Below are 13,931 nucleotides of genomic sequence, written 5' to 3'. Positions count from 1 at the left end.
ATTGATCAGGGCAACATGGCCCTGCCCCATGCCCAAACCACCCCAACAGCGGGCGAAACCGAGGCCCGCCGTCACCCCCGGCCCATCTCGCGGGCCAATGCCCGTCGAAACAGCGGTTCGAACTCGGCAGCCGCCACGCGATTGGCCACACCGTAGAAGTCAAAGCGGCGCCGGTAGGTCGGACGCTTAACGAAGATCAGGATGGGCCGAGCCCCGCTGCCGACGCGCTGCCAGATGCCAAGCGGGCCGGTGCCGCTGCCAGGGCGACCAACAAAGTACTCAGGGGCATTGCGATTGCGCCGCTTGCTACGCGCCGTGCGGTTGGCCATGAAGCCTGATACGCGCTCGGCAGCGCCAAGCGCTGACAGTATCTGCACGATCTGACCACGGCTGATGTTGCCGTTGCCATCCATTCGAGCCCGACGACCTGGCACCGCGTACATGTCGGCGGGCATGAGACCGTAATGAATCAAAGCCTTTTCGAACCGCTTGTGCGGACGATTGCCGCCGTCCATATGCACAGGCAGGTACTTCGAGGCGGCAACGCCGGAGCTGGCCTCATCCTTGACCCACACGCGGGCGAACAACCGGGTGGCTGCGGCACTTCGTTTATAGATCGAGTTCAAGGTCCAGCGGGTGGGACGATCAAACACGCGGACAATCTCGGCTTTCTCCGCGATTTGCACCCGTTCGGCGGTAAAGGTCAACGCCTTGGCTGCAGCCGTTGGCACCTTGTTGCGGCAGAGCCCTCGCATGCTTTTCGCGATCCTGTCGATGTTGTCGCGCATCTCAAGCCGCATCATTGCCCTGGTTCGCCGCCAGTGCCGGACGACTCGGTGACACCAAGACGCTTTGCCACCCACCGTTCATACAACCCAATCGCCACATCGGCGCCGGCCATCGCAGTGAGGCATCCGATCGCGCCAGCCGTCCAAACCGACATCCCCGCACCGATCATCAACATCATTGCAGAGACGCCGCAGACGATGCAGGCGCCAGATCGAAGGGCCAATCGGCGCAACAACACCCAACCGCGCGCCCCGTCTTTATCGGCCCGCCACATTTCACCCGACACGCCTCCAACCAAGGCCAGGACGATCACCAACCAGATCGGCATGTCTGCCAGCGCCTGCTGCTCATTTGTCATCTTCTGTCCCAAGTTTTAACGCCATACGCCGAAAATAGAAAACCCCGCCGAAGCGGGGTTAGGTGACCGGCTCAGGGAATGCCGGGTGAAGCTGCACGACACGTGCGAGGTCAGCGCCAAGGCGCAAATTCCATATCGTGGGGACTTTTTACCCCTCTCCGGAAAAACCGAAAAGGGGGCATTTTCGGTTGTGTAACTCGATGCTGATTTCGCGCACTTTGACGCAGGTTTGACGCAAGACACTCCGACGAGCGGTAACCAACTATGCTTGCCACTCTGGCTCAACATCTCCATAGAACTGTAATGGTGCGCCAAGAAGTCTGATGCCACCCATGCTGTGAATAGATATACATTGATTTTTCCAGTTCGATTTGCTATCCATTCCTTTCGGCAATCAATTTTTTCGCCTCACAATAAGGCTCACAAGCTTGAAGATAGCTCTTGCAAAACCCTGAATAGCGTTCATCCCGGCTTGAAATTAGTTCTATCCGCTCAATCGATTCATAAATTTTTCTCGCCCGATTAGTTCGCTGCAACTCAGTCGTGCAACTTCTGTAGTCTTCAATCGCCTCACGAATCGATTCAGAGAAATCATGCAAAGCAACAAGTATCTCTGCTCTAGGCCTCATCAACCGAACAGAGTTAAGCCCACACACTCTTATGGTGGTTTCGCCCAACACATTATCGCCAATTGCCTTTATTTGAATATCCCGATAATAGAAAACAGAATCCGGATCAATATCATAAGGATTTACTATAGGATCTGCTCCGGTATCGTGATCAGACTTACTTCCATTACATTTTCTGCAGGAAGGTAAAAAATTACCCCACTCAAAAGTTAAGCTCGGATATATAGACTTTGGCAGAAAGTGCTCAACTTCAATATTACCACTCTCGCCAGGCTTGCTTTCACAAAACGCGCACTTCTCACCGGAACTTTCAACCAATCCTTCTTTTATTTTTTCATGGCGATAATGAGACACCAAGCTTTCCCTCTCTTTTTGAGGGATACTTCCATACCCACCATACTTCTTTATAGCAAGATCCAATGCTTGCTGCCAGACACCTTGATTAGTTTCAAGTATCCCCGGCTTACCTCTCCGCACTAGTTTAATCATTATTCATCGCCACCAATGCTGCTAATTTTGCTTGCAACACAGTAACTATTGCATCACTGGGATGGGAGACGCTCATAAGTTCATCCACAACAACTTCTAATTCTTGTATCGCACCAACCTCTACAAGATCAAACGCCTTTGATATTAACCGTTCATATAGCTTATTCTCAAGACTTTCAACCCCCATCACCTCAGATAATATTTGATCCGTATTCCAACCAGAAAAAGCTTTTGAGGAGGCTTCTAGATTATAGCTCTCTCTACCTGATATTTTTGGCATCACAATAACCTCTCCCTGCTGCGCAGACGCTAACAAGTGAGGAGAGTGCGTGGTTACAATGAATTGCATGTTAGGAAATATACTTTTCAACCCATCTCTCAAAGTAAACTGCCATTCAGGATGAAGATGAAGATCTAATTCATCTATTAGTACTGTCCCCGAAGCTATAGCAACCTGGCGCTCGCCATCTGGCCTACTACCTTCTACCCACTCAAAAATACTGGCTATGATAGAAAGTACAGCCTGAAAACCTGAGGACAGTTCCTCCAAATAACATTCCTCTCCATAAATCGAGAAAATCGGCTCCATATCTTTCCCGATTTTTACGTATGAGAACTTACTATCGAAGGGACCAAGTTTTGGCAAACTGCTCACCATATGCTCCCAGTTTGTCCGCTCTTCAGTCGCCCACTCTTTTTCGATCATGAAGTAGCGATTAACAAACCACTGCTTAATATCTTGCTGATGCTCACCATGAAGAGACCTAGTACTGCTTTTAGAATACGCATCTAATTTCTGGGCCATTTCCGGCTCGCGCTGCATGCCGGATATCTGTTTGTATTTTATACTCCGGTTCGCACCCAAGAACAGCGGGCAAAAATTCGAGGACCGTTCTCTATAATTATGAACCTCCAGTGATTTCCTACCATCGCCTGAAGGTGGCGGATTCCAACCTCTCAATGCCGAGGATCTATATACTTCTCCTTGAAAAGCACCGACAGAAAATCCAACTCTAAACTTTTCATGCCCGGAGGTAAAATCGGTCCAAAATTCAGCATCCCCCTTGAAACGAGAGTATTCAAAATTATTTGGGCTAAAGCAATGGGAAATACACGCAAGAATAGATGTTTTCCCACACCCATTCGGACCAGATATAAAATTAAATCCGTCATTGAACTTCACATTCAACTCACCAAACTGCCTCACATTCATTACGTGAAGGCTTTCAATATATGAATTTTGCAAAGTTACCACTCCATTATTAATGACGACTAAAGATCAGACCACATAGAAAAAACGTACGCAGCTTGCAAGCTAATAGTCTGAAGGACAGCTGTCCAGTGCGAGAGGCTGATCACTCTCTCGTGATTGCCTCCAGCATACGAAGTCCCGGTCAGAACGCGCTTATACGCTTGCTCATTGATGCACGTGTGTAATTGGTTTCCACCGTACCACTGCGGCGGTCAAGTCCACGTGTTGTTGCGCTGCGCAGGGTCAGTATCAACAACACCTGCTGGTGCAAACGATGCACCCAGTTTCTGTAGGTCCGGTCAGCATCCTCGGCGAGTTGCAACAACCGAAGCTGCTCACGAACAGTCATGGGAGGTTGGGCCAGGTAGCGATTGCGAGCTAACAAAGCCAGCTGGGCACCCTTCTTCGATTGCCGTTCGAGCTGTGCCACAGCAGCGGCGACCTCGGAGCTGGCATGGTCCATACCACCAGCCGACATCATCAGATCTCGAGAACCTGGAGTACCACGGGGAGCGCAACCGCCATACTGCATGATCGTCGCCATCGGACTGCCCAAACCACCACCGTCGCCAACCTGGCCGTGCTGAGCCCCCCAATGCTGCATCAATTCTTCAACTTCCCCGATCATCGTCCTTTCCCCCGAAAAACCGAACCCAACACAGAAAACACCGAACCCAACACAAACCCGACACAAATAAAAAATTTATAAATCAATACCTTGAGATGTTTTGTGTTGAGTGTGTTGGGTTGGTTGGGTTTTTCTGTCCTCGCATGGAGTTTTTTTCTATTGCCGCAAGGGCAACCGAGAGAGTAAAAAATGCATGCGCGCGCGCACGCGCGGGCGTAAACCCAACACACCAAACACACATCTCTATAACCCTTGAATTCGCTGGCTCGAACCTGTGTTGAGTTGCCGAAAGTAACCCGACACACACCCAACACACCCAACACAATGCTTGAGGAATTCATGCTGCGATCCCCTTGAGGTGATCCCAGCCGTCCACATTCCAACCCGCAAGCTTTGCCTTAGCACGCCAGAACGACACCGTGCTCCCCAGCTCGGCCGCCTTCAATGATGGGAGCAGGGAAGCGTCAGGATGATCGGGAACGAAGAAAGCCCCGAAACGACGATTGCTACCTTCAGTCCACGGGATGGACCTGGTCTTCTCCACCGCCGAACTGATAAACAGGGAGAATTTCGTCTGGCTCATCGTATGTTCTTTGTTTCGTTGGCACCACTCCAAGAACAGCGCATACAAATCCGTCGACAAGCATGGCCCCCATAAACCATTGCCAAGCTCACTCGTCTGCCACAGATGCAAGAATGTCTGCCAACCGGCTCGACTCAAGGCCACCAGGCGCTCCCGGGCATCCGTAGATGGCGGTCGCGTTCGCTGGTTGAAGTCGCCCAGATCGACTGACAACAACCAACCGTACAGCGCCGCAACACCACCCTGTTCCAGCTCCCTCCCGATCGCCTTTTGCCGCTCGACCGGCAAGGTTTCCATGGGCCACATCACCAGCATCCGCCGGTCACTGTCGCTGATCGGCCATGGCAAGATCTCGTTGCTCAGGAATACCGCGTTCATATGGTTGGCCTCCTCCCACCCATTGATGAACTTCGATTCCATACGTACCGTCTTGCCAGTGATCAAGTGCTTGATCTTGCCCACCTGGTTGTATCGTTGATCGCGACTTACCACCTCTTCAAACACCGACCACAATTTGCGGCTTTGCCAGGCGTTGAAGTTGCTCTCCAGTTGCGTCTGACCGACCGTGGCCGCGTACTGGCCGTACAACATGCCCAGTGCATCCGCGAACAGCAGGCTTTTGCCAGAGCCCTCCATGATCGAGTGCATCAGCACGGCGGTGTCCATCTTGGCGCCCAAGTGCTGCAACGGGTACGCCAACCAGCGGGTCAGCCATTGAGCCGCAGCTTCATCGTGGTTGCACAAAAACGAAATAAGCCAGCGCAGGTTGGCGCAGGCTTCGTCATCCCTGACCGGTTCGAGCGGCAGGCCATCAAAGGTGTTGATGTACACCGCTGGATCCTTGCTCATGGTCGGATCAAACACGATATGTTCGACATCCACGGTGCGCCGTTCACTGCTGTTCAGCCAGAGTGGATACGTGTCACCCAGCGCCATCTTCACCGCGCCCTCGGCGATACGACGCTTTTTCTCACGATCCCAGACATCCTTGGTGCCATCGATGTACACGTATCGGTCAGTCGGCGGCATGCCGAACGCACCACCCTTCTTGCCCGCCATGCGCCGCGCTTGCTCGATGTCGCGGACGTGATCATCCGCAATCAACCGTTTGCCCGTGTCATCCAGCCACGCCTTGGCGAGCGGTTTGCCCACCCGTGCTTCAAATGCGGCCTTCTTCATCACCCGCGACTGATCGCAGTCCCATACTTGCGTTGTGCCCTCGACCAGCGCAAAACGACGCAATAACTGGTCAAGCGTCAGCGACTCCCCCGCGCCCCCGTCAGGAGCCGTAGCGGCCTCGCTGACGTCGTCGGCGCCGGGGCGCGGCTCGCACTTGTCACCAGATGGGGTCGGGGGAAGGTCACGCGGATCAGGGCGCGAGGAATGCTGCATACCCATCATGTGAGCAGCGTCCTTCACCGCCTTCGACTGGTCCCCGCCGTGCTCGAGCAAACAGAACACCTCGAAGGCGTCATTCTGATGCCCGTTAGCAAGCGGATCGGCACCGTGGTGCGAATAGGCTTTGCCCTCACTTATGGTCACGCCGGGCAGCCCGGTGCTGCTCTGCGGGTAAAGCCACTTGCTGCCTCGTTTGATGTATCCGTGGCTACGCAGCAGCTCCTCGATGTCGTGGCAGCGGTTGAACTCATCAATTACCGACGGGCGTTGACCCACCGTAGCTGCTGGACGCTTGGCAACTTTCGCCGGTGGCGTGGTCGGCTTGATCGCCCAAGGGCATACTGCTTCGGCATCACGCTTAAAGAAGTCCCAGTTTTGCCAGACAGAAAGCAACTCATCGGTCAGCGTTGGCAATCCGTCCGCAGCGCTGGGCGGGGTTCTCCAGGTGTAAGGCTTGCCGGTACCCGGATGAATCGAAGGCGGGAACACGTCCTGTACCAGGCCAGCACGCAGTTCGAACACCGTGAAGCGTTTGTACTCTTCGGCCTCCGTGCGCGCCGCAACCTCCCCGACGCCATCGCCCTGCTCTTTCGCAGCCTTGGCTTTATCCATCAAGCCTTTGTGGATCGAACCGTCAGGGTCTTTTTCATTCGGCCACGAGAGAGAATGCCGGGTCAGCTCAATGCCTTCCGGCAGCTTAAACAGCACCCGGAAACGCGCAGGGTTCCCCACAATGGTCGGGTACACCAAAGCCATGGCATCCAGATCGACACCCAGCAGCTCATACATCACATGCCGCGTCCACTGAACGTCGTCGACGTCCAGCGAACAGACCCGGCTCGGCCCAAGTACGACGCCGAGGTTGTGATTAGGGTTTCGTTGCCAGAAAGCTTCAGCGCTATCGGCATCGGTGATGTAGCCACCCGGTTTGTTCCACCCCAAGCCCTTTGGGGCTTTTTCACCTGGCTCGATTGATACCAGGACGAGATCGAAAGTGTTGATGTAACGTTTTGCCCATGTGGCGGTGGCTATTCCTTTGGCCAGTTCAGTCATCGCCGAGCCTCCCGCAACCCCTGGCAATGGACGCAGGTTTCACACCCCTCAATTATCTGCTGTCGAAGCAACGGGATAGCTTCATCACAATCCTCACAGAACTGCGCACTGACGCAATTCGAAGGCACACGACGGTTGCTATGAAGGGCTACATCGAGCAGGTATTGCGCCTGGTCGTTCGCGCGATCGATGTCATCCATTGACCCGATCCTCCATCGCTAGCCGAGCACCCGCCATGATGCCTAGAACTTCGCGAATTACATCCATGCCCTGTTTTTCCAGATCCAAAACTTCGTGCAACTCCCAGACGTTGTCGGCAGCTCCATCATGCATCGACGCGACCAGCTCACCGGTTTCACCGAGCAACTTTCCAACGGCCTTAAGTGCATCGCGTGTCGCCGGTACCGGTACTGGGCGGTACCAGACGGCGCCTGTAGGACGCATCAGTGCATCGAGCAAACGCGAGTCGGCAGTCAGCCTGATCAACTCCTCGAGTTCATCCGGATTCAGCCAACGGCGCTCTTCATCAAGTTTGAGTTTCTTCTGAAGGGTGTCGTTATCCAATACCATGTCAAAGGCAAGGGCGGTAATTCCACCCTTGTAGTCACGACCAGCGCGATAAATCGCCTGGCGCAAAGGAAGGACCGGACCTGCGTCCGGCAAAAGATCTGTGCGACTCATAACCGTAAATCCCCTGTTTACGGTCTAGCCATAGTCCAGGGCAGCCCCTATCCTACGACCACGACCGATGTGCATGTGCTGTGTATCGTCGTAGCTGGGCTGGGGGATTCTTTGGTGAGAGGCCCCAGCCCGGCACTTTTTAAGCAGCTTTGGAACCGCGAAGGTAAGCCCAGTCAATGTCTGCACGGAGTTGCTCGCAAGTGACTGAACCCGCCGACTCTCGCTCGATACCGACCGCCAAAGCAGCGCCAGCACGACGGTTGCCGTAAGCGACCTGCTTCAACTGGCCAACTGACGTGCCGCAACGGCCTGCGAATGCATCCAGCGCGGCTTTATCAAGACTCTTCAAATACTCGTGCAAGGTCATATGCACCTCCTTCTGAATGCCGAGATTAGCAATTGCTAATGTTTTCAGCAATAGCAAACCGTAATTTACTGTTTGCTAACGGAAAGCGATGATTGAGGAATGGATATAAAGAAAATGCGAGTTCAGGTGCTGCGTGACTTGATGGGCGAAAAAACCCAGAAAGAGTTCGCCGACCAATACAACCTAGACGCCTCATACCTGTCGCAATTGCTCAACGGGCATAGATCGCTTGGCGAGAAAGCGGCTGCGAATCTTGAAGCGAAAATTGGTCTTGCCGAGGGCACGCTAACAACGCCGTCCGGCTCGATGCGCGCCCCTACATCGAGAGCGCCGCAAACGCCAGAGAATGAAGTCGTCCCAAGCAATGCCGAGTATCTCGGCCCCATTGATGTATGGGACGACGATACCCCCTTGGATGATGACGAGGTCTACGTGCCGTTTCTTAAGGAAGTTGAACTATCCGCTGGGAGCGGCCGAACCGCAGTACATCAGTCACACAAGCAAAAACTTCGCTTTGGAAAAATGACCCTAAGGCGGCAAAGCGTCCAGGCGAACGAAGCGGTCTGCGTAACTGTTAATGGCAACAGCATGGAACCCGTTCTTCCCCACGGAAGCACCGTAGGTGTTGACCAGGGCTGTACAACCATCACCGATGGAAAAATGTACGCGCTGAATCACGGAGGTCAGCTGCGAGTGAAAACGCTGTACCGGCTACCTGGTGGAGGCATCAGGATGCGTAGCTATAACCGGGAAGAGCATCCAGACGAAGAGTACAGTGCAACCGAACTGCTCAAAAACGAAATCATCGTGATAGGCAAAGTCTTCTGGTATTCCGTACTGCTGTAATCGTTCGCCCCTCAAATAACCCGCCAAGTGCGGGTTTTTTTTGCACATCGAAAAACTAAATTAGCATCTGCTATTGCATGTTTATTTAGCCATTGCTAATTTTGCACTCGTATCTACCTCTCACCAAAGAGTACGAGCAATGCAAACCACACAGCACAGCAGCACGCGCTGCCCCGTCTATCTACATCCGTCTGCCTGCAGTAGCCGGGCTGCCGTCGAAGCCATCCAGCGCCAAACAGGCCTGCTAGTAATTACAACCTCTACAGGTCGCACCGCGGCCGCCGAGCCTACCGGCACTGCTGCCGTTGAAAGCTCATTGCCGTTCGGAGGGGATGCAGCATGAACAACTACCTCATCCCACTCGCAAAACAAGAGCTGCTGCATTACATGCTCCAGGTTGGCGGCGCAGCCGTATGCCCTCTTCAACGACCAGAGCAAACCATCCATGCAAGTTTTGAAGTGGAGCTCACTGATTGCAGCGCAGTCATCAGCGTGGACTTGGGTGGCAACACCGGCGAGCTGACCCTCAAGCGTTCAGATCGCGCCAATCATCTGCACCTGCGGGATTTCATCCAGGACATCGCGAACGGCCGTATTGAGTCGGCAGAACCTTCGCCGCCACCAGTGCAACCCGGTAGCGCAGCGCAAATACAGCAGATGCTGGCCGAGTCAGACGCTCTGCTGAACAACGTTCGAAAATTGCTCGCAGCCTGAGGACCGCGCCATGAATCGCACCCTGGATCAAACGGCCGCCGTGCTCGGCCTCAAGCCTCGCGCCTTCCGCACCAGGTTGCGAGAACTGCGCATCCTGACCATTGACGGCGACTTGGCCAGCCATCACCGCGACCGGGGTTATCTGTTCTCGGATCCGCGCAGCGTCCAGATCGGAAACACCAACCGTTTTCGCCATTACGCCGTAGTGATGGTGAAGGAAGAAGGTGTCGAGTGGATCGCCAAAAAACTGAACATCTCCATTACGCACAAGGACGCCGCAGCATGAGCCAGAACGCAATTACCCAAGCCATCGGCGCACTGAAGCTGGTCCCAATGTTTCTCAACCACCCGACCATCATCAGCCGCGCCACGCTGATTGGCGCATCAGCCGAAGCCGTACAACTACTGGAATCGCTGCCACCGGTCAGCGCCGAGTTGGCCGAGGTATTCCGCTGTGTTGACGCGGTCATTGGCGAAGGGCAAATCGCCTACGTCACCCCGACCAAATCACCGGAGTACCCCTACGGTGCAGTCGTCGCCGATCAACGCGGCAACGTCTGCGCGGCCGCCATGGGCAAAAGCAAAGAAGGCCTTGCTGAACTGATCCGCCTCAAGTTGCTGCCCCCATCGGTGGGGTTCGGGGAGGACGCGGCATGAGTAATACCCTCGACCAACTTCGGCGCCAGTTCGCAACACCGTGCCCGACGCTAGCAGCCGTGCGCGAGCATTACTTCTCGCACATCCGGACCGACCGCCACCTGCTGGCCGAGATCAAGAAAGGCCGCATCAAGCTCACGGTGAAGCGCCTGCACGGCTCGACCCGGGCAAAGCCGGTGGTTTACCTGCACGACCTGGCCGACTACCTCGACACCCAGGCGTTGACGGCAGCAGCGTGATTCACCGGTAGCCCCTGCCGTTCAGGGGTAAACAACCTGCACTCAATACCGCCCTATGGAGGCAAAGTGAATGAGCTGGCTCTTTTCGCAGGCGCTGGAGGCGGAATACTCGGCGGCCACCTTCTCGGCTGGCGCACCGTCTGCGCCGTTGAGCGTGATGCCTACGCCGCACAAATTCTGGCGCAACGACAAACCGATGGACTGCTCCCGGCTTTCCCGATTTGGTCTGACGTGTGCAGTTTTGACGGCCGACCATGGAAAGGACTTGTTGACGTGGTTTCGGGAGGATTTCCTTGTCAGGACATTTCGGCCGCCGGTAACGGACTTGGGCTCGCAGGCAGCCGCTCTGGGTTATGGACACACATGGCACGAATTATCGATGAGGTACGACCGAAATTCGTCGACGTGGAAAACTCACCACTGCTTGTGGGAAGAGGACTTGCTGTGGTCCTCGGTGACCTTACCGAAATGGGGTATGACGCGTGCTGGGGTGTTGTGGGAGCGGCTGATCTCGGAGCCCCGCATCAACGGGATCGCATCTGGATTGTTGCTAAAGACCCACAACAATCCCGCCACCAGGAGATGGCCGACACCGGTCGCCAGCATGTCGAAAGGCTCTTCGCCGGCCGCCTTGATCCGAAAATCGGGAGCAGACCGCTGCAACGATCGGCTGGATCACGCAGTGATGGCATTGGACGGTGGACAACTCAACCCACAATGGGTCGAGTGGCTGATGGGGTGGCCCATCGGGTGGACCGCATTAAAGCCCTTGGCAACGGTCAGGTTCCAATCGTGGCAGCAACAGCATTCAATTTACTTTCAGACAGACGATAACCAAGAGGTCACATGAACACCCTTTTCCTGCTGATGGCCCAGTACAACGGGCAAGTGGTCATCCCCTTGGATCGCGTCTGTGCCGATTACATGAATTTAACCGTAGTAAAATTCAAGCAAAAACACCTCTCAGGCGAGATCGATATTCCGGTGGTGCGCTTGGGCGCCAATAGCCAGAAAGCTGGGCTGGGCATCCACTTGAAAGACCTTTCCGACTACATCGATCGCCAGCGCGAGAAAGCCGCGAAGGAGCAAAACCAGCTCATGGGAAGAGAATGCCATTAAGTGCCTGGAGACTCTCTATTGATAACCGTGCAACACCCAACGCTGAACACAAACTGCTCGTTTAAAAAACTTCTGTATTTCTGCGAAAGCGAATGAGCCTGGGCAAAAGAAGCAAACTCAGAGTATTTGGAATATGAATTTTTTGCTTCGCATATCGACTATCACTCGACATGCGAAGATATTATGATTAATTATCGGTTGGCCAAAATTTATGATCACGATCCAGGAATACGATGTAAAAAATGTTATCCCTTAAAAAGCCTGCGACACGTTGCTTTTGTCCACCGATATTTCTAATCACTCCCCAACTATCATCTTTAGACAAATCACTAGGGCAGGAAAAATGTGTCTTGTCAGCGGGTGGAAAGCGTCTGTAATTGGTTATGGATTTCTCTGTTTGTAACTCGGTGATATTGACTTTACTTATATGATGCAACTTAGCAATCAATGAAGCTAATAGATCACCGCTAGCCCATGTTGCTAGTGATTGACCCACGTCATCCTGATCCTTGAAATATTTGAAGCTGAAGCTCAAATACTGGTTGCGCTTCAACGGTTGAGCTTCGCGGGTGTCCTCGCGCCGTGCGGCACCTTTAAGCGGGCTAGACCTTTTACTCATGGTCTATCCCCATAAGTCGATCAATGCTTTCAAAGGAGTTAAATAAAGGAATTGCGCCAAAAGCCCCCTCTAAATAATCGTCACCATAGTTGTTTTTCAAGGAGCGAGATTTCTCTTTATATTCAACAAGAGAGTACAGTTCGCTTGCCCCTTCACCGTCCTTATCCACAAACCATACTTGGTCACGCCTAAAACACTCAGTATCCATGAGATTGACATCTTGTACCGCTGCAATTATCTGGCAGCCCTGATTGCTTTCTGCATGGAATATTTTAAACAGGTGCTTTGATAACAGCGTGTGAAATTTCGAGTCAAACTCATCAATGATCAGGCGCTCGCCAGCCATCATTGAATCATATATAGGACCGAGAATATTTATAAGCTTACGCGTTCCATCAGACTCTAGGGCCAATGGAAATTCAACCTCATGACTATCTACTTTCTTAATTACAAGCAGGTTAGTTCTATTGATCTTCTTTGCTCTCTGGAACTCCTTGAAACTGTCGACCAATTTGCGCATGGTGTCATCAGTAGTGTCAATTTGATCCAAGCGCTCGTCAGATACGCTATCAACCACTCTTAAATCGGCAATTTGGAAAGCTTTCAGAATTTTGAGGAGCCAAGATCTAAAACTCGAATTGTTTTGGATCTGCTTATAAGTGAAGTCACTATAATGAGAGTCAGTAATACCGTTTAATATGTGCGTCTTATTAAACCAGTCTGTGATAATCGTTGCGTGCTCACCATTGAAACCAGAAAGGACCGAGATGAACGGTACGTCAGCCCTGGTCTTTTCAAGGGCTCCTTTCTTTACAAATAGATCGGCCTCGGAAAAACTAGACCTATTATAATCAACAAACATTCTATTGCGTTCGAAGAGCTTGGTTTCTCTTGTCTGGGGAGTGTAGTAAAGCCACTCCTCAACAATCTCTCCCTCTTTGACACTAAGGCCGTATCTATATTTTACTTTATTGGCATAAAACACCATCTCAATTTCGGAAGGGGCTTCTAAGTTCTCCTCGCGTAAAAGATAAGGAACGATATTTCTGGAAACGCTGGTTTCAATATTGGAAATCGAACTTAAAACGATGTCTTTCATGAAGCCTATCGCTTTAATTAAATTAGATTTCCCGCTTGCGTTGGCGCCGAAGATAAGAGCGGATTTCAATACTCTCTCTTCTGCGTCGCCAATTGTTTGAATGTTGAGTTGGTTGATGTCGTCCTTTTTGGAGTCTGAAGCAAGCATGCTCAGATTCTGTGTATCACGGAAGGACCACATGTTAGACATAGAGATATTGACGAGCATTAAGGTCTCGAATTTTTGGCTGCTTAATTGCAAAAGTCGCTCAAGGGCGACGCTTTTCTAAATTAAGGTTTAGGTTATCACCTTCTTCAGGGAACACAAGGGGTTCACCCCGGCGCCGAGACGGACGCGCATCCCGACTCCTGACCACGCATCGGGGCTTTCCCTAGCAGATTTCCCTGAAGGCGGGCCTACTGGCGACGGTCA

The 13,931-nt window shown here is 52.8% G+C and carries 18 protein-coding genes; 7 read left to right on the top strand and 11 right to left on the bottom strand.

The features are described from left to right. Positions 1–71: 71 nt before the first annotated feature. The 9 genes from EI969_RS17535 to EI969_RS17495 all read right to left on the bottom strand — a co-directional run bounded on the left by EI969_RS17535 (position 72) and on the right by EI969_RS17495 (position 8,227). Complete coding sequence (locus EI969_RS17535; RefSeq protein ID WP_160388891.1) at positions 72–788, bottom strand: hypothetical protein; 717 nt, start codon at positions 786–788, stop codon at positions 72–74. An 11-nt stretch (positions 789–799) separates the two neighbouring features. After that, positions 800–1,147: a phage holin family protein gene (locus EI969_RS17530; protein WP_160388890.1), complete on the bottom strand. Its 348-nt coding sequence runs from the start codon at positions 1,145–1,147 to the stop codon at positions 800–802. A gap of 374 nt (positions 1,148–1,521) precedes the next feature. Continuing rightward, a complete protein-coding gene (locus EI969_RS17525) occupies positions 1,522–2,265 on the bottom strand; it encodes an HNH endonuclease (RefSeq protein WP_160388889.1) in 744 nt (247 codons plus the stop codon). Further along, positions 2,258–3,511, bottom strand: a complete 1,254-nt coding sequence (locus EI969_RS17520) for an AAA family ATPase (RefSeq protein ID WP_160388888.1) — start codon at positions 3,509–3,511, stop codon at positions 2,258–2,260. The genes EI969_RS17525 and EI969_RS17520 overlap by 8 nt, the downstream gene beginning before the upstream one ends. 148 nt (positions 3,512–3,659) lie before the next feature. Continuing rightward, positions 3,660–4,145, bottom strand: a complete 486-nt coding sequence (locus tag EI969_RS17515; protein WP_160388887.1) for a hypothetical protein — start codon at positions 4,143–4,145, stop codon at positions 3,660–3,662. Positions 4,146–4,482: 337 nt separating this feature from the next. Beyond that, positions 4,483–7,179: a DUF5906 domain-containing protein gene (locus EI969_RS17510; protein WP_160388886.1), complete on the bottom strand. Its 2,697-nt coding sequence runs from the start codon at positions 7,177–7,179 to the stop codon at positions 4,483–4,485. Then, positions 7,176–7,379: a TraR/DksA C4-type zinc finger protein gene (locus EI969_RS17505; protein ID WP_160388885.1), complete on the bottom strand. Its 204-nt coding sequence runs from the start codon at positions 7,377–7,379 to the stop codon at positions 7,176–7,178. The genes EI969_RS17510 and EI969_RS17505 overlap by 4 nt, the downstream gene beginning before the upstream one ends. Further along, complete coding sequence (locus EI969_RS17500; RefSeq protein WP_160388884.1) at positions 7,372–7,860, bottom strand: phage regulatory CII family protein; 489 nt, start codon at positions 7,858–7,860, stop codon at positions 7,372–7,374. Before EI969_RS17500 ends, EI969_RS17505 begins: the two co-directional genes overlap by 8 nt. A 139-nt stretch (positions 7,861–7,999) precedes the next feature. Next, positions 8,000–8,227 (bottom strand): YdaS family helix-turn-helix protein, encoded by a 228-nt coding sequence (locus EI969_RS17495; RefSeq protein ID WP_160388883.1) that lies wholly within the window; start codon positions 8,225–8,227, stop codon positions 8,000–8,002. Positions 8,228–8,326: 99 nt separating this feature from the next. Here EI969_RS17495 and EI969_RS17490 point away from each other — a divergent pair, with 99 nt between their 5' ends. The 7 genes from EI969_RS17490 to EI969_RS17460 all read left to right on the top strand — a co-directional run bounded on the left by EI969_RS17490 (position 8,327) and on the right by EI969_RS17460 (position 11,802). Beyond that, positions 8,327–9,073: a helix-turn-helix transcriptional regulator gene (locus tag EI969_RS17490; RefSeq protein WP_256678324.1), complete on the top strand. Its 747-nt coding sequence runs from the start codon at positions 8,327–8,329 to the stop codon at positions 9,071–9,073. A gap of 339 nt (positions 9,074–9,412) precedes the next feature. Continuing rightward, positions 9,413–9,787 carry a hypothetical protein gene (locus EI969_RS17485; protein ID WP_160388882.1) on the top strand — a complete coding sequence of 125 codons (375 nt, stop codon included), beginning with the start codon at positions 9,413–9,415 and terminating at the stop codon, positions 9,785–9,787. A gap of 10 nt (positions 9,788–9,797) precedes the next feature. After that, a complete protein-coding gene (locus EI969_RS17480; protein WP_160388881.1) occupies positions 9,798–10,073 on the top strand; it encodes a hypothetical protein in 276 nt (91 codons plus the stop codon). Then, a complete protein-coding gene (locus EI969_RS17475; RefSeq protein WP_160388880.1) occupies positions 10,070–10,444 on the top strand; it encodes a hypothetical protein in 375 nt (124 codons plus the stop codon). Before EI969_RS17480 ends, EI969_RS17475 begins: the two co-directional genes overlap by 4 nt. Continuing rightward, positions 10,441–10,683 (top strand): pyocin activator PrtN family protein, encoded by a 243-nt coding sequence (locus tag EI969_RS17470; RefSeq protein WP_160388879.1) that lies wholly within the window; start codon positions 10,441–10,443, stop codon positions 10,681–10,683. Before EI969_RS17475 ends, EI969_RS17470 begins: the two co-directional genes overlap by 4 nt. A gap of 66 nt (positions 10,684–10,749) precedes the next feature. Further along, the gene (locus tag EI969_RS17465; protein WP_160388878.1) at positions 10,750–11,517 is read left to right on the top strand and encodes a DNA cytosine methyltransferase; all 768 of its coding nucleotides are present in this window, start codon (positions 10,750–10,752) and stop codon (positions 11,515–11,517) included. A 12-nt stretch (positions 11,518–11,529) separates the two neighbouring features. Further along, a complete protein-coding gene (locus EI969_RS17460) occupies positions 11,530–11,802 on the top strand; it encodes a pyocin activator PrtN family protein (RefSeq protein WP_160388877.1) in 273 nt (90 codons plus the stop codon). 187 nt (positions 11,803–11,989) lie between these two features. On the opposite strand, the gene EI969_RS17455 is transcribed toward EI969_RS17460, so the two are convergent. Both EI969_RS17455 and EI969_RS17450 read right to left on the bottom strand, forming a co-directional pair. After that, entirely contained in the window at positions 11,990–12,421 is a 432-nt protein-coding gene (locus EI969_RS17455; RefSeq protein ID WP_160388876.1) for a hypothetical protein, read from the bottom strand. After that, positions 12,414–13,667: an ATP/GTP-binding protein gene (locus EI969_RS17450; RefSeq protein WP_160388875.1), complete on the bottom strand. Its 1,254-nt coding sequence runs from the start codon at positions 13,665–13,667 to the stop codon at positions 12,414–12,416. Before EI969_RS17450 ends, EI969_RS17455 begins: the two co-directional genes overlap by 8 nt. Positions 13,668–13,931: the final 264 nt, after the last annotated feature.

It is taken from the genome of Pseudomonas sp. PB101, from assembly GCF_009764265.1.
Classification (GTDB): Bacteria; Pseudomonadota; Gammaproteobacteria; order Pseudomonadales; family Pseudomonadaceae; genus Aquipseudomonas.
The sequence above is the reverse complement of the archived record's forward strand: the minus strand, read 5'-3'. Positions and strand labels throughout refer to the sequence as shown.